This is a genomic window from Pseudanabaena biceps PCC 7429 (genome assembly GCF_000332215.1).
Taxonomy (GTDB): domain Bacteria; phylum Cyanobacteriota; class Cyanobacteriia; order Pseudanabaenales; family Pseudanabaenaceae; genus Pseudanabaena; species Pseudanabaena biceps.
The window spans coordinates 32316-50485 of record NZ_ALWB01000011.1; the positions used below are offsets into that span (position 1 = coordinate 32316).

27 protein-coding genes are annotated in these 18170 nt (G+C 45.8%); 3 read left to right on the forward strand and 24 right to left on the reverse strand.

Annotated elements, in window-relative coordinates; all coding sequences use genetic code 11:
• Positions 1–239: 239 nt before the first annotated feature.
• Both PSE7429_RS02465 and PSE7429_RS02470 read right to left on the reverse strand, forming a co-directional pair.
• Complete coding sequence (locus PSE7429_RS02465) at positions 240–1079, reverse strand: DALR anticodon-binding domain-containing protein (protein ID WP_009625465.1); 840 nt, start codon at positions 1077–1079, stop codon at positions 240–242.
• Between the two features lie 118 nt (positions 1080–1197).
• Positions 1198–2301, reverse strand: a complete 1104-nt coding sequence (locus PSE7429_RS02470) for a potassium channel family protein (protein WP_009625466.1) — start codon at positions 2299–2301, stop codon at positions 1198–1200.
• Between the two features lie 388 nt (positions 2302–2689).
• Between PSE7429_RS02470 and PSE7429_RS02475 the strand changes: the two genes are divergently transcribed.
• The 3 genes from PSE7429_RS02475 (at position 2690) to PSE7429_RS02485 (ending at position 4830) form a co-directional block, all read left to right on the forward strand.
• Positions 2690–3232, forward strand: coding sequence for a hypothetical protein (locus PSE7429_RS02475; RefSeq protein WP_009625467.1), 543 nt, complete (start codon positions 2690–2692; stop codon positions 3230–3232).
• A gap of 102 nt (positions 3233–3334) precedes the next feature.
• Positions 3335–3880, forward strand: coding sequence for a 16S rRNA (guanine(966)-N(2))-methyltransferase RsmD (gene rsmD, locus PSE7429_RS02480; protein ID WP_009625468.1), 546 nt, complete (start codon positions 3335–3337; stop codon positions 3878–3880).
• A gap of 29 nt (positions 3881–3909) precedes the next feature.
• A complete protein-coding gene (locus tag PSE7429_RS02485) occupies positions 3910–4830 on the forward strand; it encodes an alpha/beta fold hydrolase (RefSeq protein WP_009625469.1) in 921 nt (306 codons plus the stop codon).
• 79 nt (positions 4831–4909) lie between these two features.
• Here PSE7429_RS02485 and infA read toward each other — a convergent pair whose 3' ends face one another.
• The 22 genes from infA to PSE7429_RS02600 all read right to left on the reverse strand — a co-directional run bounded on the left by infA (position 4910) and on the right by PSE7429_RS02600 (position 18079).
• A complete protein-coding gene (infA, locus tag PSE7429_RS02490; RefSeq protein WP_009625470.1) occupies positions 4910–5149 on the reverse strand; it encodes a translation initiation factor IF-1 in 240 nt (79 codons plus the stop codon).
• 103 nt (positions 5150–5252) lie between these two features.
• Entirely contained in the window at positions 5253–5810 is a 558-nt protein-coding gene (locus PSE7429_RS02495) for an adenylate kinase (RefSeq protein WP_009625471.1), read from the reverse strand.
• Positions 5810–7150, reverse strand: a complete 1341-nt coding sequence (gene secY, locus PSE7429_RS02500; RefSeq protein ID WP_009625472.1) for a preprotein translocase subunit SecY — start codon at positions 7148–7150, stop codon at positions 5810–5812. The genes PSE7429_RS02495 and secY overlap by 1 nt, the downstream gene beginning before the upstream one ends.
• Before the next feature lie 184 nt (positions 7151–7334).
• The gene (gene rplO, locus PSE7429_RS02505; protein ID WP_009625473.1) at positions 7335–7781 is read right to left on the reverse strand and encodes a 50S ribosomal protein L15; all 447 of its coding nucleotides are present in this window, start codon (positions 7779–7781) and stop codon (positions 7335–7337) included.
• Between the two features lie 63 nt (positions 7782–7844).
• Positions 7845–8462 carry a 30S ribosomal protein S5 gene (gene rpsE, locus PSE7429_RS02510; RefSeq protein ID WP_009625474.1) on the reverse strand — a complete coding sequence of 206 codons (618 nt, stop codon included), beginning with the start codon at positions 8460–8462 and terminating at the stop codon, positions 7845–7847.
• A gap of 56 nt (positions 8463–8518) precedes the next feature.
• Positions 8519–8881, reverse strand: coding sequence for a 50S ribosomal protein L18 (gene rplR, locus PSE7429_RS02515; protein ID WP_009625475.1), 363 nt, complete (start codon positions 8879–8881; stop codon positions 8519–8521).
• 92 nt (positions 8882–8973) lie between these two features.
• Positions 8974–9537, reverse strand: a complete 564-nt coding sequence (rplF, locus tag PSE7429_RS02520; RefSeq protein ID WP_009625476.1) for a 50S ribosomal protein L6 — start codon at positions 9535–9537, stop codon at positions 8974–8976.
• An 86-nt stretch (positions 9538–9623) separates the two neighbouring features.
• Entirely contained in the window at positions 9624–10025 is a 402-nt protein-coding gene (rpsH, locus tag PSE7429_RS02525; RefSeq protein ID WP_009625477.1) for a 30S ribosomal protein S8, read from the reverse strand.
• Between the two features lie 23 nt (positions 10026–10048).
• Entirely contained in the window at positions 10049–10594 is a 546-nt protein-coding gene (gene rplE, locus PSE7429_RS02530) for a 50S ribosomal protein L5 (RefSeq protein WP_009625478.1), read from the reverse strand.
• 48 nt (positions 10595–10642) lie between these two features.
• A complete protein-coding gene (gene rplX / locus PSE7429_RS02535) occupies positions 10643–11026 on the reverse strand; it encodes a 50S ribosomal protein L24 (protein ID WP_009625479.1) in 384 nt (127 codons plus the stop codon).
• Positions 11026–11394, reverse strand: a complete 369-nt coding sequence (gene rplN, locus PSE7429_RS02540) for a 50S ribosomal protein L14 (protein WP_009625480.1) — start codon at positions 11392–11394, stop codon at positions 11026–11028. The genes rplX and rplN overlap by 1 nt, the downstream gene beginning before the upstream one ends.
• Positions 11395–11397: 3 nt before the next feature.
• Positions 11398–11649 (reverse strand): 30S ribosomal protein S17, encoded by a 252-nt coding sequence (rpsQ, locus tag PSE7429_RS02545; RefSeq protein WP_009625481.1) that lies wholly within the window; start codon positions 11647–11649, stop codon positions 11398–11400.
• A 55-nt stretch (positions 11650–11704) separates the two neighbouring features.
• Complete coding sequence (gene rpmC, locus PSE7429_RS02550; RefSeq protein ID WP_009625482.1) at positions 11705–11908, reverse strand: 50S ribosomal protein L29; 204 nt, start codon at positions 11906–11908, stop codon at positions 11705–11707.
• 5 nt (positions 11909–11913) lie between these two features.
• Positions 11914–12327: a 50S ribosomal protein L16 gene (rplP, locus tag PSE7429_RS02555; protein ID WP_009625483.1), complete on the reverse strand. Its 414-nt coding sequence runs from the start codon at positions 12325–12327 to the stop codon at positions 11914–11916.
• Between the two features lie 26 nt (positions 12328–12353).
• A complete protein-coding gene (rpsC, locus tag PSE7429_RS02560) occupies positions 12354–13100 on the reverse strand; it encodes a 30S ribosomal protein S3 (RefSeq protein ID WP_009625484.1) in 747 nt (248 codons plus the stop codon).
• 2 nt (positions 13101–13102) lie between these two features.
• On the reverse strand, positions 13103–13459 hold the full coding sequence (rplV, locus tag PSE7429_RS02565) for a 50S ribosomal protein L22 (protein WP_009625485.1): 357 nt from the start codon (positions 13457–13459) through the stop codon (positions 13103–13105).
• A gap of 18 nt (positions 13460–13477) precedes the next feature.
• Entirely contained in the window at positions 13478–13756 is a 279-nt protein-coding gene (gene rpsS / locus PSE7429_RS02570) for a 30S ribosomal protein S19 (RefSeq protein ID WP_009625486.1), read from the reverse strand.
• 62 nt (positions 13757–13818) lie between these two features.
• On the reverse strand, positions 13819–14685 hold the full coding sequence (gene rplB, locus PSE7429_RS02575) for a 50S ribosomal protein L2 (RefSeq protein ID WP_009625487.1): 867 nt from the start codon (positions 14683–14685) through the stop codon (positions 13819–13821).
• An 83-nt stretch (positions 14686–14768) separates the two neighbouring features.
• Positions 14769–15083: a 50S ribosomal protein L23 gene (locus PSE7429_RS02580; protein ID WP_009625488.1), complete on the reverse strand. Its 315-nt coding sequence runs from the start codon at positions 15081–15083 to the stop codon at positions 14769–14771.
• A gap of 28 nt (positions 15084–15111) precedes the next feature.
• Positions 15112–15786 (reverse strand): 50S ribosomal protein L4, encoded by a 675-nt coding sequence (rplD, locus tag PSE7429_RS02585; protein WP_009625489.1) that lies wholly within the window; start codon positions 15784–15786, stop codon positions 15112–15114.
• A 30-nt stretch (positions 15787–15816) separates the two neighbouring features.
• A complete protein-coding gene (gene rplC, locus PSE7429_RS02590; RefSeq protein ID WP_009625490.1) occupies positions 15817–16458 on the reverse strand; it encodes a 50S ribosomal protein L3 in 642 nt (213 codons plus the stop codon).
• Between the two features lie 523 nt (positions 16459–16981).
• Entirely contained in the window at positions 16982–18079 is a 1098-nt protein-coding gene (locus PSE7429_RS02600) for an acyltransferase (RefSeq protein WP_009625491.1), read from the reverse strand.
• Positions 18080–18170 lie beyond the last annotated feature (91 nt).

Below are 18170 nucleotides of genomic sequence, written 5' to 3' on the forward strand. Positions count from 1 at the left end.
GCGCCAATCCTTTTATATCAAAGCTGAAAATGGCGTAGCCATTTTCAGCTTTGAAAACCCTTACTGGGTTTGGTTTTTAATTCACAAAAATGTTGTCACACTTTCGTGAATTGGTATTAGCTCTTGCTATATAGCTGCCGCCAACTGTATCAGGACATAAAACCCCAAAGAGGGTTGCCGCGCTCCGCGCGGCAACCCTCTTTGGGGTTTGGATCTTATCCTAACAAAACTGGCGGCAGCTATAGATACATTGCGTAATTAATTTCAGGTGGAGCGATCGCGACCAAAAACTTTTGGGTAATTTGCAGTAGTAATGATCGCCTCTGCCATGCATAGCGATCCACGCCAAAAATTCGACAGCGATCGTAAAACTGTAAAAAAGCTTCGGCTAGCGATCGGGATAATTTCTCTCTATCTAAAGGCAAAATATTTTCATTTTCTAAATAATCGGCGATCGCCATATTTCGCAATAACAAACTAACTTCCTCAGGTTCTATCGGTTCTATTTTGTGGATTTTGTTAATAGTTGCGGCGCGGGCTGAATATTGGGAATCTTGATTGGTTCTATCGATTAATCGGATTAGGGCACAGCAGCGAGCATGGGCATATTGCTGCATTGGTTCGGAAGCTTGTTGAGAAGGATTTAGAGAAGGATTTAGAGAAATATTACGCTTTTGCCATAATGGATGATCGCCACTTATTTCAAAAGATGCTGCGTCAAGTTTCCAACTCATCAGAGCATGGAGGCTGTCCCCTAGATATCGCTCGCTTAGATAAATATTTAACAAGCCCTTATTGCAGGATTTGATTTTCCATTCTGCAAATATTTGGGGGTTTTGCGAACGGGTTTCCGCGATCGCCTCAGTAACTTTTTCCGCTATTTTTTCCGCAATTTGGCTCGCTTCTATACCTAATTGATGGGAAATTGCCAAAGCGATCGCCAATGTGTAATGCGCTTCATATTTGGGATAGCAAATCTTCAGAGCAATTTCTCTAGGGGCTAGCAAAATCTTAAATTCGGAATTAATCGCTAAGGCGATCGCCATTTGAATGGGGCGAGATGGCGAAATAAACTTCATGATAATTTAGGTTTAGTTTTTAATTCACAAAAGTGTTGTCACACTTTCGTGAATTGGTATAAGCCCAGAAGATGAGTAGCGGCGCGAAGCGCCGCTACTCATCTTCTGGGCTTTGGTATTATTTCATGCGGGGTAATCGTAACAAATTTGTCTTTTGAGACAGCGGACTCAGGATTTGATTCAGCGCTCGCAATTGTTCGGGAGTTCCCATAGAGATTAAGACATCGCCTTGTAAAATTTCTGTATTGCCATCGGGACCAGCAATCACATTGCCATCTTCTCGCCGAATCGCTAATACGAGAACTCCCGTCTGCGATCGCAAACTCGCCTGCTTTAGGGAAATGCCGATAAAACTAGGTTCATCAATGCGATATTCCTCGATATAAAAGGAACGATTTTTGCCCGCAATAATGCCATCCACAAAATCCATCACCTGTGGACGCAGGGCAACTGCTGCTATACGCTTGCCACCTGTGATGTAGGGCGAAATCACTTCGTCGGCTCCGCCTCGGCGCAGCTTCTGCATGGCTTCTTCCGTACTCGCTCTAGCGATCGCCCGAATTTCTGTATTTAAGGTTTTGGCGGATAAAACCGTATAGAGATTTTCGGCATCCGAAGGCAAGGCGGCAACGATGCACACCGCTCGTTCGATTCCCGCAAAAAGTAGGGTTTGATCAAGGGCGGCATCGCCTTGCACTGCTAAATATCCCGCCTGTTCAGCCTGTGCGATCATGACGGGATCGCTATCAATGACTACAAAGGAAATACTGCCCTCGGCAGTAAATTCAGCGGTAACTTGCCTGCCTGTCCGCCCAAAGCCGCAAACTATATAGTGTTTATTTAAGGAGTTCATAAATTTTCGCTGTCGCCTCGCCTGAAAAATATCGTAAATATGACCATTGGCGATCGCTGTTGTAAATTGGGCGGCGATGTAGCTGATGCTCACAACTCCCATGACGATCAAAATAATCGTGAAGATCCTTCCTTCAAAATGTAAAGGATTGGTCTCTCCATAGCCAATTGTGGCGAGGGTAATGATCGTCATATAAAGGGAATCAAACCAACTCCATCCTTCGAGTAAGCGGTAGCCCAGAGTTCCAATTACGACTAAACCGACTAAAATCGAGGCATTGGTAAGTAAAGTTCGCTGATATTGCAGCAACTCCCGCTGTAAGAAATCTGGCTGTAGCTGATGGTAATTTAGCGAACTTTTAGAAGGCATACATTTTTTTAATGTTGTGACCTATAGGCAATAGTTTCCCACGGCTTGAAGCGATCATCTATGTCAATTACACCCTTCATATATAAACGTAAGGTTTGCTTAGGGCATAAAAGCCCAAAGATGAGTGGCACTCATCTTTGGGCTTTTATGCCCTATCACGAATCACTTAGAATTGCTATATATTTGAGGCGATGGACGGGAAGACATTAAAAAGCGATCGCATTTTTGGCGATCGCTTTAAAAATTAGATAAAAGTTCTAGAGTGGATGTTAAGCTGCTTATAGGAATATCCGTTCAGCTTTTTCGGCATTTTTAGTAAGATTGTTTTTTGCATCAATCTATTTTTCGCAAATACTCGCACATAAATGCTGTCACTTACGAGACAAGTATGCCACCAGAGCCACCTTCAGACGAAACACGAATTAACCGTGCTGTCTCTTCTCCCTACCGTTCGGCAGTTGATATTAATGACGATAATTTAGAGAAGTTTCATGCTTGGACGGGGTATAACACCCATACAGATATGAGTAGTAACACGAAATTCCAAATGCGTGACTTTCATATCGATTTGGGCATGGCAGTTATTGGCTTTGGGGTTTTGTGTGGATGGGAAGTGCGATCGCGCAAAATCGACTTCAAGGGTAAGACGCATATTATCTACGAACTCAGGGGAGAAACCGATCCGCAGGTCGTTCCGATGCTGCGTCAAAACTGTAGCGATGAAATGGCAACTTTTCTCCATAGCCGCTTAATCAGAACTTTAGATTTCCTCCGTTCTTGCTCGAAATTTTCTGGCATCCCTCACGTACATATCATCTCTATTCGTAATCATTATGTAATGAGTGCAGTATGGCGACCTTACCAAAATAAAATTTGGATGGTTCCCATCGATCAGATTGAGGGATTGTCTTTTTCCAGCCATTTGATCTAAGTAAGTGGGCTTAATTAAATATAAAACCCTAAAACCTGCGGCGTACGCGCAGCGTGCGCCGCAGGTTTTAGATCTGGATTTTAATTCTGCTGAGGTACTTAGATGTCTATTCGTATTAAAGGCGATCGTTCTATTAAAACCCCCACAGGGCTATCCACAAGACCAACGCCCAGTAAAGTTAGGGCGGCAGTTTTTAATATTTTGCAAAGTCGGATTAAAAATGCTAATTGGTTGGATATCTGTGCGGGGTCAGGGGCGATGGGCGCGGAAGCCCTAACCAGAGGCGCTAGTAAAGTCGTGGGGATCGAGTTATCGGCGATCGCCTGTCGGATCGTTCATGAAAATTGGCATAAGTTCGCGCAACCAGAGCAGCAGTTTCAAGTCATTAAGGGTGATGCGATCAAGATTTTGCCAAAATTACAACCTCAATTTTTCGATCTAGTCTATTTCGATCCGCCATACCAGAGCGATCTGTACGAACCAGTGCTAAAGGCGTTACCGCCCTTACTTGCCGAGAGCGCTTTAGCAATCGCTGAGTGCGATCGCCTCCGCCCTCTTCCCGATGAAATCGGAAATCTAATCTGTTACGATCGTCGTCAATACGGACAAACTGCCCTAGCCTTTTATCAACTCAAGTCTCCAGCATAAAATCCTATAAATCCCAAAGAGTCACCACCGTGCTAACTACAGAAAATATCGAAACACTTGATCACCAGAAACCTTCTTCCTTTCAAACATGGATATGGCGGGGATATCAGATCAAATATGCAGTCGCAGGTACGGGTACACCTCTTGTATTAATTCATGGCTTTGGAGCCTCAATTGGACATTGGAAAAAGAATATGTCCGTATGGGCGGCGGCAGGTTATCAAGTATATGCGATCGACTTATTGGGTTTTGGTGGCTCGGCTAAACCCGAACTCGATTATTCCTTAGAACTATGGGAGGAACTGCTCGGCGATTTTCATCAGGAATGGGTCAAGCAGCCTGCGGTCTGGATTGGTAACTCCATCGGCGCATTATTAGCCTTGATGTTAGTTACTAATTCTCCTGAGATAGCGATCGGGGCAGTCCTGCTCAATGCCGCAGGAGGCTTGAACCATCGTCCTGAAGAGTTAAACCTACCCTTAAGAATGGTGATGGGGGCATTTGCAAAGTTAGTTAGTTCTGAAACTACTGGTAAATTTGTCTTCGATCTCGTACGCCGAAAACAGAATATTCGTAATTCCCTCCGTCAGGTCTATCGCAATCATCGGGCGATCGATGATGCATTAGTGGATATGCTCTATCAACCTTCCTGTGACGCAGGAGCCCAAAAGGTATTTGCCTCGATTTTAACTGCTCCTGCGGGACCCTGCACCGCCGATCTTTTGGCTAAGGTGGAGAAGCCACTGCTAGTTCTCTGGGGCGATGCTGATCCTTGGACTCCGATTAATGGCGCAAAGATATACGAAGAAGCGGGCAGAACAAAAGACATTCAAGTAATCGCCATTCCCAATACGGGACATTGTCCCCATGACGATCGCCCTGAGATTGTCAATGCATTAGTAACTCATTGGCTAAGTACAACCTTAGGAAAAGAGTTGCAAGCCCAATAAGCTCAATAATAGAATGGCGGCGCTTTGCGCCGCCATTACTATTATTAAAAAAACAACGCTTAAGAGCGTTGTTTTTTGGTTATTTCTTGCCACCACCTTGGTTTTTGAGGCGATAGGTAATACGTCCCTTTGTAAGATCGTAGGGGGTTAGCTCTACCTTAACGCGATCGCCTGGCAAAATCTTGATGTAGTTCCGACGGATCTTGCCCGAAATGTGAGCAAGTACATTAAAGCCATTATCGAGGGCAACTCGAAACATAGCATTAGGAAGTGACTCAGTCACCGTCCCTTCCATTTCAATAGCATCTTCTTTTGACAAACAAACTCTCCGCAATTCAGTATTAAGTTCTCTAGGATCGAGACAATTTCATCACGTAAAACTCAATTTCCTTGAGCTTTGCTCGATGAAATTGCCTTTAAATCTATGCCAGAAAAGCTTTGATTGTCTCTGTTACCTCTGGCATAGAGGGCGTACCATCAATCTGCTTCACTTTATTTCCATAAAATTCTAGCAGAGGTCTGGTTTTGGCATTGTATTCTTCCAGCCGATTTTGGATTACCTCTTCAGTGTCATCGGTACGTCCTTGCTCGACCGCCCTTGCTTTGAGGCGATCAATCAAAAAGCGATCGGGCACATCAAGATTAATCACCGAATCATAGGGCTGATTGATTTCAGATAACAAAAGATCCAGTGCTTCAGCTTGGGCCACCGTGCGTGGAAAGCCGTCTAAAATCCAACCCGCTTGAGTATCAGGCTGTCTTAGGCGTGATTCGATCACTTCGATCACTACGGCATCGGGAACGAGACGACCCGAATCGCTGAAGGATTTCACCTTCAGTCCTAATTCGCTACCTTGCTTGATCTCCGCCCGAAAGATATCGCCAGGAGCGATCCTCGGTACTTGCCAAGATTCAGCTAAAATCTCGCCTTGAGTACCCTTACCAGCTCCAGGCGGTCCCATCAAAATTACTCTAGGCATTACTGTTTCACCATACCTTCATAACGTTGAGAGATCACATAGGTTTGGATTTGCTTTGAAGTTTCGATCGCTACCCCAACCAAAATCAATAGCGAAGTTGCACCAATGCCACTAAATGTCGATACCCCTGTAGCCTTTTCGAGGGCACTAGGAATAATCGCAATACCACAGAGAAATACAGAACCAAGCAGTGTCAATCGGTTAAGCACGCCACTGATGTAATCGGAAGTGGCAGTCCCTGGTCTCACGGTAGGGATACTACTACCCATCTTTTTGAGATTTTGAGATAACTCTACGGGATTTAAAACTAGGGTCGAATAAAAGAAACTAAACCCTAGAATTAAAAGCATATATACGGGGATATGTCCAGGTCCGCTCGGCGAGATCCAAGTAGCAATCGACACGAATACTTCATTATTAATGCTTTGGCTGAGGTAGGCAGGCAAAATCATCACCGACGAGGCAAAGATAATTGGCATCACCCCGCCTTGGTTTAGCCTTAGAGGCAGATAAGAAGCCTGTTCTCGATAGAGCTTCCGTCCTACTTGGCGACGAGCCGAAATAATCGGGATTCTTCGGGTTCCTTCCTGCACGAATACGATGCCGACAATCATGATCAAGAAGATGACCAGCAGCAAAATTACGCCACCTACACGGGAGCTATCTTTCTGTGCAAGGGAAATAGTGTCACCCAAGGATTTTGGCAAGTTAGCAACAATACTGATAAAGATTAGTAAGGAAGCTCCGTTGCCTACTCCTTTTTCGGTGATTAATTCACCAGCCCACATAACAAACATTGCACCTGCGGCAAGCGCCACAGTTGTCTGGAAAATAAAGCTAGAAAAAATCACACGACCATCGCCAATGGTAATCCAATTGGCGCTGGCATCCGATAGTACACCAGAGTTCTGCACCCATACACCCAAGCCCCAGCTTTGAATTATTCCCCAAACAAAAGCTACATAGCGTGTGTATTGAGAGATTTTTCTGCGTCCTGCTTCGCCTTCATTTTTTTGCAGGTTTTCTAAGCTTGGTAGTGCCGAGGTCATCAACTGCATAATGATCGAAGCGTTGATGAATGGCAAAATTCCTAGCGCAAATATGCCAAGCAGAGATAGTCCACCACCAGAAAAAATATCTAAGAAATTAACTACAGCGTTGTTTTTAACAATTTCTGTAAATCTTAGGCGATCGACTCCTGGTAATGGTAAGTAAATACCAAGTCTAACTAATATTAAAACTCCGACAGTGACTAATAAACGTCCACGCAAACCTGCGGCTTGAGCCATTTGCATAAAGGTTTCTTGTGCTGTCGGGTTCTTTCCTTTACTGACAACCATGACTAAACTTACCTCAAAGCATTTAGTACTTTAGGAAAGATAGCTTTTAATACTATCTTTCCTAAATTTAAGATCTTTAAATATTGTAGTTGCATGAAGAAATGCTTAACATGTCTTCCTTCCAAAACAACAAAAGAGAATATGTGGCGAAGCGTTAACCACTTCGCCACATATTCTCTTTTGTTTAGGCAGCAACTTCTACAGTGCCGCCTGCTGCTTCGATTTTAGCTTTTGCAGATGTGGTAATTGAATGGGCGCGAACGGTTAGCGCAACATTAATCTCACCTCTTCCTAAAACACGCAACACACCATCGTTTTGTGTAATAATCCCTGCGTCCATCAAAGACTCAAGAGTTACTACGGTATTACTAGGTAGATCGCTTAATTGATCGAGATTAACAATTGTGAAGTGTTTGGGATTAACAATTGTAAAGTGCTTAAGTTTTGGTACTCGTCTGTAAAGGGGGATTTGACCACCTTCAAAACCAGGTCTGGTGGGGCGACCCGAACGAGATTTTTGACCGCGCATACCAAATCCACCGCTAGCACCTTGCCCTGCGGCAATTCCACGTCCAATTCGACGCTTGCGATGCTGAGAGCCTTCTTGAGGCTGAAGATCGTCAATTCTCATAGTTTTTCCTAGCTGATTACTGTTTTTGAAAAATCCCTGCGAAGCAAGGATTTTTCAAAGTTATTAGTTGAATAACTGTTCCAATGTAATACCGCGAGTTCTGGCGACTTCGCCAAAGGTACGCAGGGTGGAAAGGGCATTAACTGCGGCACGAGCGTTATTGAGAGGGCTGCTAGAACCGAGTTGCTTTGCCAAGATGTTTTTGACCCCAGCAAGTTCTAGTACGGTTCTGACGGCTCCACCAGCAATTACCCCAGTACCAGGGGATGCAGGACGGATCATTACCTTAGCGCCACCACCGATACCATTGGTAGGATGAGGGATGGAATTGCTCTTGGTCAAAGGTACGTCGATCGCATGTTTTCTTGCATCGGCAACGCCTTTTTTGACGGCATTGATCACATCGGCAGCCTTGCCAACGCCAACGCCAACCTGTCCTTTCTCGTTACCGACGACGACGATCGCACGGAAACTGAGTTTTTTACCACCCTTAACAACCTTAGTTACGCGGCGGATTTGGACAACGCGTTCTTGCCATTCCGATTCTTTTTCAGTACGAGCGCGATCGTTTTTCTTACTATCACGCTTGCCTTTGCGCTTTTCATCGCGGTTGTTGTCGCCACTGTCGCCGCTGCCACTGTCGCGACCACCACCTGGTCTTGATTCTCTATTTTTAGCCATAATTCTTAGCCATATTAGTTTCTATCTACTGATTCACTGCTGGATGATTCGATGCGCTAGAAATCTAGACCTGCTTCGCGGGCAGCTTCAGCGAGAGCTTGGACTCTTCCATGATAGAGATTACCACCACGGTCGAACACAACTTTAGTAATTCCTTTGGCGATCGCTCTTTCCGCAATCAAAGCACCAACTTTAGCTGAAGCTTCGGAATTTGCAGTAGTGCTGAGGCTCTCACGCACATCTGCTTCGCGGGTCGATGCAGCAACGAGCGTATGTTGGGCTACATCATCAATCACTTGCGCCACAATGTGATTATTAGAGCGGTAAATTGCTAAGCGAGGACGTTCGGGCGTGCCTGACATACCTTTGCGAATTCGCTTGTGGCGGCTTACGGTTGCTTGTCTACGACTGACACTCATATTGTTCGTAACCTATCGATTTTTTGTCGATTCTATATAAAATGAAAATCAAATAAAGAGGTAGAAATAAAACAGGTATATTATTCCTAGTTCTATTTCTTACCAGTCTTACCAGCCTTACGTCTGACGAATTCACCGAGATAGCGGATGCCCTTACCTTTGTATACTTCAGGGGGACGTACAGCGCGAATTTTAGCGGCTAAGTTGCCGACGATTTCCTTGTCGATTCCTTCAACAACAATAAATGTGCCTTGAGGAACCTTCTTCCCTGACGCATCTTCCACACCTAAGGAAATACCTTCAGGAGGAACGATATCAACGGTATGGCTGTAACCAACCGTAAGGACGATATTGCTGCCGTTTAAGTTGGCACGATAACCAACCCCTTGAATTTCGAGCTTGCGCTTAAAGCCAGTGGATACACCTTCGACCATATTGGCAACGAGGGTGCGAAAGAGCCCGTGCTGTTGCCTTGCGGGGCGAGACTCGTTAGCGCGATTGACAATTAAGTTGCTCTCTTCTTGCAGGATTTCTACAGTCGGGGGCAACACACGCTTTAGTTCGCCTTTAGGTCCTTTGACGGTTACCTCTTGCCCTACGATGGAGACCGCAACTTTTGGGGGAAGAGGAATGGGACGTTTTCCAATACGAGACATGTCTGTTTTCCGTTGCTTGTGATTTTATTTGCTGAATTAACAGCCTGAATTACCAGATCGAGATTAAATAATCTTCAAGATCTGAATTACCAGATATAGCAAAGGACTTCACCGCCGACTCCCTGTTTACGGGCTTCGCGATCGGTCATGATCCCTTTAGAGGTGGAAATGATCGCAATGCCGATCCCACCTAATACACGGGGTAATTCTTTAGAGTTCGAGTAAACCCGTAAACCAGGTTTGCTCACACGCTTAAGGCGTTTGATAATTGATTGACGATTTTTGCCTTCGTACTTGAGGGCGACGACCAAGGCGCGGTCGATACTTTCGCCTGTTTCTTCAAAATCTGCGATAAAACCTTCTTGTTTCATCACTCGGGCAATGCTCAAAGTCATCTTAGTTGCAGGAATTGCAGTGGTCTGATGCTTTGCTAGTGTGGCATTGCGAATGCGGGTAAGCATATCCGAGATGGTGTCGTTGGTAGCCATCCTTATCTCCTAATTCGATCTACTTATGATTCTCTAAAGGGCATACCAACTGCTTTCAGGAGCGCACGTCCTTCTTCGTCCGTGTTGGCAGTGGTAATGATGGAAATATCAAGCCCCCGAATTTGCTCAATACTGTCGTAGCTGATTTCGGGGAAGATAAGTTGCTCGCGGACACCGAGGGTATAGTTACCACGTCCATCAAAGCTCTTGGGGCTAACACCGCGAAAGTCACGAATGCGAGGCAATGAGAAGTTGATCAGACGATCCAAGAAGTTATTCATCTTATCGCGGCGCAAGGTAACCATCATCCCGACGGGCATACCTTGACGCAATTTGAAACCAGCGATCGCTTTTTTCGCTCTGGTGACCACGGGCTTTTGACCTGCGATCGTGGCAATTTCATTTAAAGATGCTTCTAGGGACTTTGCGTTTTGAGCAGCTTCGCCCAGACCGCGATTGATTACCACCTTCTCAAATTTGGGAACTTGATGAATATTGGTGTACTTGAACTGTTCCATCAATTTGGGAACAGCCTGTTTGGCATAGACTTCGGCGAACGGTGTTAGCATTTTATCTTCCTCGATGATTTTTCCTGGGCTTGGTCAGGTTGTACAGAATTATTTCTTTTCAGTCTTGACGGAATCAACGATTTCGCCAGTCTTTTTCAACATTCTTACTTTCTTGCCATCGTCCGTAAAGGTGTAGCAAGAACGGCTAGCGGTCTTTTCCTTTTCGGAATACAACAATACTTTGGAACTGTGGATCGGAAATTCACGGGTAATGGTTTGTCCAGACTCGCCATCAGCTTGAGGCTTGACATGCTTAGTCTTGACATTGACACCTTCCACAAGGATGGTGCTGTCCTTAGGGAAAACCTGTAGCACTTTGGCAACGGTTCCCTTTGAACTTCCTGAAATTACTTGAACTACATCATCTTTTTTGACATGCATCTTAAAAGACTTGCGATTGCCACGATAGGCAGTCTTGGGCTTGAATGACATTACAGTACCTCTGGCGCTAGGGAGATAATTTTGGTGAAGTTTTTATCCCGCAACTCACGCGCAACTGGACCAAATACGCGGGTTCCTTTGGGGTTGCCGTCTTGGTTAATGATCACCGCCGCGTTGTCATCAAAGCGGATTCTCATCCCACTTTCACGGTTGATGGATGCCTTAGTGCGAACGATCACGGCGCGGACAACATCAGATTTCTTGACTGGCATATTTGGCGCAGCATCCTTGACCGTGGCGATAATGACATCACCAACTCCGCCAAAGGCACGGTTACCGCCAGCCAAAACGCGGATACATAGTAGCTTTTTCGCTCCACTATTATCTGCGACATTTAAATAAGACTCTTGTTGAATCATGGCTTATGCTTCCGAGCTAGATGAGAGAATCTCTACAACTTCCCATCGCTTTGTACGGCTGAGGGGACGGGTTTCCCGAATTTTGACGCGATCGCCTTCACGGGTTTTATCTTCTTCGTCGTGGGCTTTAAACTTAGTCGTTTTGACCACGATTTTTCCATATTTGGGGTGAGAGGAACGGTTTTCTACCGCTACAACCACCGTTTTTTGCATTTTATCGCTGACGACAACGCCAACTTTCTCTTTAACTGCCATTGCTAACTCCTATGTCTTTACTTTTCGGTTCTTTAAAATAAATTTTCTAAATCGACTAAGCTCTGGACTGGCGTTCGCGCTCGACAGTCATCAGTTGCGACAGACGATGCTTCGCATGTTTGAACTGATGCGGTTGGACGGGCTGTCTAGTTGCCTGCTTGAAGCGCAGATCGAATAGCTCTTTCTTGACAGACAAGACTTGAGCTTGCAACTCTTCATCAGATAGCTCTCTAGTTTCTTGGACTTTGGGGAGTGCCATATCTTTTACTCCTTCTCACGGATAACGAATCTGGTTTTGATTGGCATCTTGGCTGCGGCAAGACGAATTGCCTCTCTTGCGGTCTCTTCACTTACACCAGCCACTTCAAACATAATGCGACCGGGCTTAACTACCGATACCCAAAATTCTGGAGCACCTTTACCTGAACCCATGCGGGTTTCAGCAGGACGCATCGTTACGGGCTTGTCTGGGAAAATACGGATCCAAATCTTGCCACCGCGACGGATGTAGCGGTTCATAGCACGACGGGCAGCTTCGATTTGACGAGATGTAATCCAAGAAGGCTCTAGAGCCTGCATGGCGTAATCTCCAAAGTTGATTTCAGCGCCTCTGGTAGCGGGACCCGCCATCCGACCGCGTTGCTGCTTACGAAATTTTGTACGTTTGGGACTTAACATGGTTCAAAACTCAAGGGTGACAGAATTTATCCTTCAGCGCTGGAACGATCCTCAAATTGAGGGCGACGTTGCTGGCGACGACGGGGTTGAGCGGCAGGAGCGGGGGCTTCTTCGCCTTGAATGATTTCGCCTTTAAAGATCCAGACCTTGATGCCAATCACACCATAAATAGTTCTGGAAGTCTTGTAGCTATAGTCAATATCGGCACGCAATGTATGCAGAGGAACGCGACCTTCACGAACCCACTCAGTTCTAGCAATTTCAGCACCGTTGAGACGACCACTGATTTGAACCTTGATACCTTCAATGCCTGCACGTTGAGCTCTTTGAATGGCTTGACGTACGACGCGACGGAAGGAAACGCGACGTTCGATTTGTTGAGCGATGTATTCAGCAATGAGAGGGGCTTCCGCATCGACTCTGGTTACTTCGGTAACGTTAATCCGAACTTGACTAGTACCAGTCTTTTTAAGGGAACCGTCTAGTTCGAGGTGCTTGACTAGTCCGACACGCAATTGCTCGATACCAGCGCCACCACGACCGACGACAACTCCAGGTCTGGCGGTACGGATTTCGAGATCGACCTGATCGGCTTTGCGATCGATCAAGATGTCAGCAATACCTGCATTACTCAGGGTTTTTTCAATAAACTTACGGATTTTGCTGTCTTCTTCAGCCAAAATACCGTAGCGATTGACATCAGCGTACCAACGAGAAAGGTGGGACTTGGTGATGCCGAGGCGTAACCCTGTTGGGTGAATCTTCTGACCCATACCTATTCTTCCTCCGATGGTTTGACGGTGATCGTAATGTGGCACGTTGGCTTACGAATTTGGTAAGCACGACCTTGAGCGCGGGGACGGAAGCGCTTGAGGCTAGGTCCCATATCGGCAAAGGCTTGGTTAACTACTAGGGATGCGGGATCTAGTCCTGCATTATGTTCTGCATTTGCTACTGCCGAACGCAATACTTTCGTAATTGGCTCGCAGGAGCGGTAAGGCATGAACTCAAGAATCATCAATGCTTCGCGGTAGCTACGACCACGGATTTGGTCGAGTACTCGACGCACCTTGTGAGGTGACATCCGAATATATTTGGCTACAGCAGGGATTTCGTTTTGGGCGAGGATCATTTTTAACTACCTGTCTACCTATCTCTTGGCCTTTTTATCGCTCTTGGCATGACCTCGGAAGGTGCGAGTAGGGGCAAACTCTCCGAGTTTGTGTCCTACCATTTGCTCCGTGACATATACAGGAACGTGCTGTTTTCCGTTGTGACAAGCAATTGTATGCCCGATCATTTGAGGAAGAATGGTGGAAGCGCGAGACCATGTTTTGACAACTTGCTTTTCACCCTTGGCGTTAAGCTTTTCAATTTTGGTCAGTAAGTGATCGGCAACAAAGGGACCTTTTTTTAGCGATCGCGTCATAATTTGTACTCTCTGTAAAAACTTTGAATATATATTTTCCCGCGTAGCGGGAAAATATATGATTAGGCGTTACGTCCGCCCTTACCGCGCTTCGAGGACTTGCGGCGGCGACGAACGATCAAGGCATCGCTGAGCTTTTTCTTCTTGCGAGTCTTATAACCCAAGGTTGGTTTACCCCAAGGAGTAACTGGGCCACTGCGTCCAATGGGGGCGCAACCTTCTCCACCACCATGGGGGTGATCGACGGGGTTCATGACCATACCACGAACTTTAGGACGACGGTTCAACCAGCGGCTGCGTCCTGCCTTACCAAGGCTGACGTTGCTGTGATCGAGGTTTCCTACCTGTCCAATGGTTGCAAAGCATTCTTTCCGAATCATGCGAACTTCGCTAGAAGGAAGCTTGAGAGTAACAAAATCACCCTCTTTAGCAGCGATCTGAGCGCCAGCACCAGCCGAGCGTACGATTTGACCACCCTTGCCAGGAGTCATTTCGACGTTATGCACGATCGTACCTAGAGGAATATTCACCAAGGGCATCGCATTGCCAATTTCAAAAGGTACATTGCTAGTACCAGCTTGAATCTTGTTGCCAACGGCAATGCCTTTAGGGGCGAGGATATAACGCTTTTCGCCATCTTCGTATTGCAAAAGCGCAATCCGAGCAGTGCGGTTGGGATCGTACTCGATCGCAATTACTTCGGCGATGATATCGCGCTTGCTACGCTTGAAATCGATGATCCGATAGAGACGTTTGTGACCGCCGCCACGTCTGCGGCTAGTGATTACACCACGATTGTTACGTCCTCTTTTACGATGAACGTGGGTGGTTAAAGACTTTTCGGGTTCTGATTTAGTGATTTCCGCAAAGTCCGAGACAACGGTCTGTCTGGTACTAGCGGTATAAGGTTTATATGCACGAACGCCCATAATTGTCTGATGTTGTTAAAGAACAGTTCTCTGGTTTTGTTTTCCGCGATCGAAATTGCCCTTGGCAATTTTGATGGGGGAGGTTACACATCTGGGAACAAATTGATTTTGCTGCCTTCTGCAAGAGTAACGATCGCTCTTTTGATTTGAGCGCGTTTGCCTGCGAATTTACCAATACGACGCGCTGATGCGGGTGGGTTATGGGTATTTACTTTCTTGACCGTAACCGAGAAAAGACTCTCGATCGCAGCTTTAATTTCAGGCTTGGTGGCATCTTGGAAAACATCAAAGGTATATTTGTTGTCTTCTAGTTGTCGAGTTGCCTTTTCGTTGAGCAGGGGGCGACGAATGATATCGGGCAAACGACGGGGATCGAATTCGGTAGGGATCTTAGCCATGTTGTTTCTTTCTTCTACTTAGATTCCGTTATTCTGCGTCTTCGACCGTTGTGACGATCTCGGTTGCCAACTTTGCATCGCCACCATATACTTCATGAATCTTGGCGATCGCCGAGCGAGTTGCCACAATCTTTTCAGAGTTAAGAATGTCGAACATATTGAGCTGATCGGCTGCAATAAGTTGCAAGTTTTGAATATTACGCGCAGACAAAATAATATTTTCTTCTTTGCGATCGGTAATGATCAGGGTCTTTTGCCCTACGGTCACACCCCAACGCTCAAGCGCCTGACACAATTCCTTGGTCTTAGGTTGAGCTAGATTTACGGCAAAATCTTCAACAATGATCAAATCAGCGGAACGACCGATGAAAGCAGTACGCAAAGCGAGACGGCGCTCTTTGCGGTTCATCTTCGTTTCGTAATCTCTGGGCTTAGGACCAAAAATAGCACCACCACCACGGGTGAGCGGGGATCTGGTCGAACCCGCACGAGCGCGACCGGTTCCCTTTTGTCTAAAAGGCTTGCGACCACCACCACGGACTTCAGCGCGAGTCTTGCTGCTGGCTGTGCCTTGACGGGCATTTGCTAACTGTCTGACGAGGGCGCGGTGAACTAAACCCTTTGCACTTGCTTCTTTAGCAACACGCAAATCAAGGCTTATTTCCCCAACTTCATTCCCTGTCCAATCTATTACTGTAGGCATAACTTAAATTCTCTCGATCTCACGAACAAACTACTTAGCCTTGCCGATAATTACGGTAGGAATAACGTTAAGCAACGCTCCAGCTTTACCAGGAACTGCTCCTTTAATTAGCAGCACATTGTTCGCTGCATCGACTTTGACTATAGTTAGCTTCTTCACGGTGATTTGCTTACCGCCAAGACGACCAGCCATGCGCTTACCAGGATATACACGTCCTGGGGTGGTACCAGCTCCAGTCGAACCAGGCTGCCTGTGGTTTTTAGAACCGTGAGCCATCGGACCGCGACCAAAGTTGTGGCGCTTTTGATAACCAGCGAAACCTTTACCAATGCTAGTTCCAATCACATCAACGATGTCGCCATCTTTGAATTGACTTACATCTAGAGTCTGACCGATCGTGAAATCGCTAACGTTTTCGAGGCGATATTCACGCAGATGCTTTACAGGTTCTGCACCTGATGTTTTCAAATGTCCTAGTTCTGGCTTACTGAGAAGCTTTTCACGAGTTTTGCCGTATCCAACTTGAATGGCTTTGTAGCCTTCTTTGGTTTCGGTCTTTACCTGTGTGACAGTTACAGGTCCTGCATGAACAACGGTTACAGGAACAGCGTTGCCATCCGAATCGAATACTTGGGTCATCCCAAGTTTTGTGCCGAGAATACCGACAGTCATTAAAATTAGCTCCGCTTGCTTGACTTTCAAATTTTCGCGCAGATATTTCTGCCGATTTTTGACAGGCTCAAAAGAGATCGGTTCCGATCTTAGTAAGAAGTATTGGTTTTGAAGGCTGTTTAACGGACTTCGAGACGACTTACAGAAGATGTCTAGACAAACTACTAGACGTGAGAAACACAATCTCTTGGGTTGGTTGTTATATTGAGTGAAAACATTTAAACGTAATTTCTAAATGTATTTCATCTCGCCATACCAATGCATGACTCAGACTTAAGTAAACTAAGGCTTGCTTGTTTCGGCTTGCTTATTTTACTCAGTTTCTGTTTTTAGTCACGATTAACAATCATAACTTGACATTAGCTGTTTTGTCTAGGGGCTTTGCCAAAAAAGTCCAAAAATTTGTTTGATTTTGTTTGATTAAGTGTTTGCGCAAAATAAATTATCAAAACCCATAAAGTTGCAGCCCTACGGGGCGCAACTTTATGGGTTTTGGTTGGTAAATAACTATGCCTAGCCACAGTTATTTTGGCAGCAGTCGCCATAGGGTAATCCCACCCAGCCAAGATAGGGCGATCGCTAAGGGGAGAAATAAAATTCCACCTACTATTTCCAGAGGGGCAATTGCCCGTAGTACCCAGACATGAATTAGATAGGTCGTAAAACTTGCCTTAGAAAATATTTGAATCTGGGTTTTCATCCGTGGTTGGAGCGATCGCCATAGTTGAGGAATGGGCTTAAAAATAGTCTTAAAAATAGGCGAAATGGGGAACACAGGGGATTTGATTTCCCAATTTCGCCAAGAGATCGACCAAAGTAAGAAGGTTAGAGTCAAAAGCACTACAGTTGGACGGGTGTAATGCCCAACCGCCTCGGCGGAATTCTTGAGTATGGCACTGCCATAAAATTCGCTTAACTCTATAACAGTAGCGATCGCGAATAGATATCCCCATCTGGGCGATCGCCATGCGGATACGGTTTCATTTGTCCAGCCTCGATCCTTTGACAACCAAATTCCCAATTGAAAATAGGGTAGCCAGTAGATGACATGGTTGCCATCGGGGAGCAGGTTGATGAGAGATGGCAGCCATCCAAAGGTTGCCGATAACCATCGCAAACTAAATAGAGCGAAAGTAATGAGTAACAGGGCGACGAGTTTATGAGGTGAAAAGTTAATGCGGCGCAGGAATGGATAGGCTACATAGCATTGAAAAATAATTCCTAAAAAATAGAGATGATAATCGCCCATCCCTGAGGCAAGAGCCTGCCCGATCTGCTGCCCACGATCTAGCCAATTACCTGAAAGAAACTGCGATCGACCAACAGTATTTAACAGAGTAAATAAAACGTAAGGGGGAACGATCCGCCAGATTCGGCGTTGGATAAAAATCGGTAACTCAAAAGGGCGCTTCTCTTCCGATTTGGCTAGGGCAAAGCCCGACAAAATTACAAATATCGGTACGGTAAAGCGTCCGACTTGGTTGACGGCAGTATCAATAAAGATTTCGGGATCGAGGTAGTTTGTCCCATGTACGCCAAACCACCAAGGATGGGAGGCATGAATGCCAATGACAATAGTTGTGGCGATCGCTCTAAGCAGATCTGAGAGTTCCCAAGTCATGCAATATTCCGATAAGCTTCACTCTAAGTAGCTGGGCATAAATAAACCCCCAAAAAACTTTAGCGCACGCTGCGCGTGCGCTAAAGTTTTT

What these genes read in the sequence shown, in the direction of transcription:
- secY (WP_009625472.1), bottom strand. Translation starts at nt 7,150, where the DNA reads ATGGTTGTCAGTAAAGGAAAGAACCCGACAGCACAAGAAACCTTTATG.
- rplB (WP_009625487.1), bottom strand. Translation starts at nt 14,685, where the DNA reads ATGGGCGTTCGTGCATATAAACCTTATACCGCTAGTACCAGACAGACC.
- rplX (WP_009625479.1), bottom strand. Translation starts at nt 11,026, where the DNA reads ATGTCATTCAAGCCCAAGACTGCCTATCGTGGCAATCGCAAGTCTTTT.
- rpsE (WP_009625474.1), bottom strand. Translation starts at nt 8,462, where the DNA reads ATGGCTAAAAATAGAGAATCAAGACCAGGTGGTGGTCGCGACAGTGGC.
- rplN (WP_009625480.1), bottom strand. Translation starts at nt 11,394, where the DNA reads ATGATTCAACAAGAGTCTTATTTAAATGTCGCAGATAATAGTGGAGCG.
- rplO (WP_009625473.1), bottom strand. Translation starts at nt 7,781, where the DNA reads ATGAGAATTGACGATCTTCAGCCTCAAGAAGGCTCTCAGCATCGCAAG.
- rpsC (WP_009625484.1), bottom strand. Translation starts at nt 13,100, where the DNA reads ATGGGTCAGAAGATTCACCCAACAGGGTTACGCCTCGGCATCACCAAG.
- PSE7429_RS02495 (WP_009625471.1), bottom strand. Translation starts at nt 5,810, where the DNA reads ATGCCTAGAGTAATTTTGATGGGACCGCCTGGAGCTGGTAAGGGTACT.
- rpmC (WP_009625482.1), bottom strand. Translation starts at nt 11,908, where the DNA reads ATGGCACTCCCCAAAGTCCAAGAAACTAGAGAGCTATCTGATGAAGAG.
- rplE (WP_009625478.1), bottom strand. Translation starts at nt 10,594, where the DNA reads ATGCTAACACCGTTCGCCGAAGTCTATGCCAAACAGGCTGTTCCCAAA.
- rpsS (WP_009625486.1), bottom strand. Translation starts at nt 13,756, where the DNA reads ATGACGCGATCGCTAAAAAAAGGTCCCTTTGTTGCCGATCACTTACTG.
- PSE7429_RS02580 (WP_009625488.1), bottom strand. Translation starts at nt 15,083, where the DNA reads ATGGCTAAGATCCCTACCGAATTCGATCCCCGTCGTTTGCCCGATATC.
- PSE7429_RS02470 (WP_009625466.1), bottom strand. Translation starts at nt 2,301, where the DNA reads ATGCCTTCTAAAAGTTCGCTAAATTACCATCAGCTACAGCCAGATTTC.
- rplV (WP_009625485.1), bottom strand. Translation starts at nt 13,459, where the DNA reads ATGATCCTCGCCCAAAACGAAATCCCTGCTGTAGCCAAATATATTCGG.
- PSE7429_RS02465 (WP_009625465.1), bottom strand. Translation starts at nt 1,079, where the DNA reads ATGAAGTTTATTTCGCCATCTCGCCCCATTCAAATGGCGATCGCCTTA.
- rplF (WP_009625476.1), bottom strand. Translation starts at nt 9,537, where the DNA reads ATGTCTCGTATTGGAAAACGTCCCATTCCTCTTCCCCCAAAAGTTGCG.
- rplP (WP_009625483.1), bottom strand. Translation starts at nt 12,327, where the DNA reads ATGTTAAGTCCCAAACGTACAAAATTTCGTAAGCAGCAACGCGGTCGG.
- PSE7429_RS02475 (WP_009625467.1), top strand. Translation starts at nt 2,690, where the DNA reads ATGCCACCAGAGCCACCTTCAGACGAAACACGAATTAACCGTGCTGTC.
- rplR (WP_009625475.1), bottom strand. Translation starts at nt 8,881, where the DNA reads ATGAGTGTCAGTCGTAGACAAGCAACCGTAAGCCGCCACAAGCGAATT.
- rpsH (WP_009625477.1), bottom strand. Translation starts at nt 10,025, where the DNA reads ATGGCTACCAACGACACCATCTCGGATATGCTTACCCGCATTCGCAAT.
- rplD (WP_009625489.1), bottom strand. Translation starts at nt 15,786, where the DNA reads ATGCCTACAGTAATAGATTGGACAGGGAATGAAGTTGGGGAAATAAGC.
- rpsQ (WP_009625481.1), bottom strand. Translation starts at nt 11,649, where the DNA reads ATGGCAGTTAAAGAGAAAGTTGGCGTTGTCGTCAGCGATAAAATGCAA.
- rsmD (WP_009625468.1), top strand. Translation starts at nt 3,335, where the DNA reads ATGTCTATTCGTATTAAAGGCGATCGTTCTATTAAAACCCCCACAGGG.
- rplC (WP_009625490.1), bottom strand. Translation starts at nt 16,458, where the DNA reads ATGACTGTCGGTATTCTCGGCACAAAACTTGGGATGACCCAAGTATTC.
- PSE7429_RS02600 (WP_009625491.1), bottom strand. Translation starts at nt 18,079, where the DNA reads ATGACTTGGGAACTCTCAGATCTGCTTAGAGCGATCGCCACAACTATT.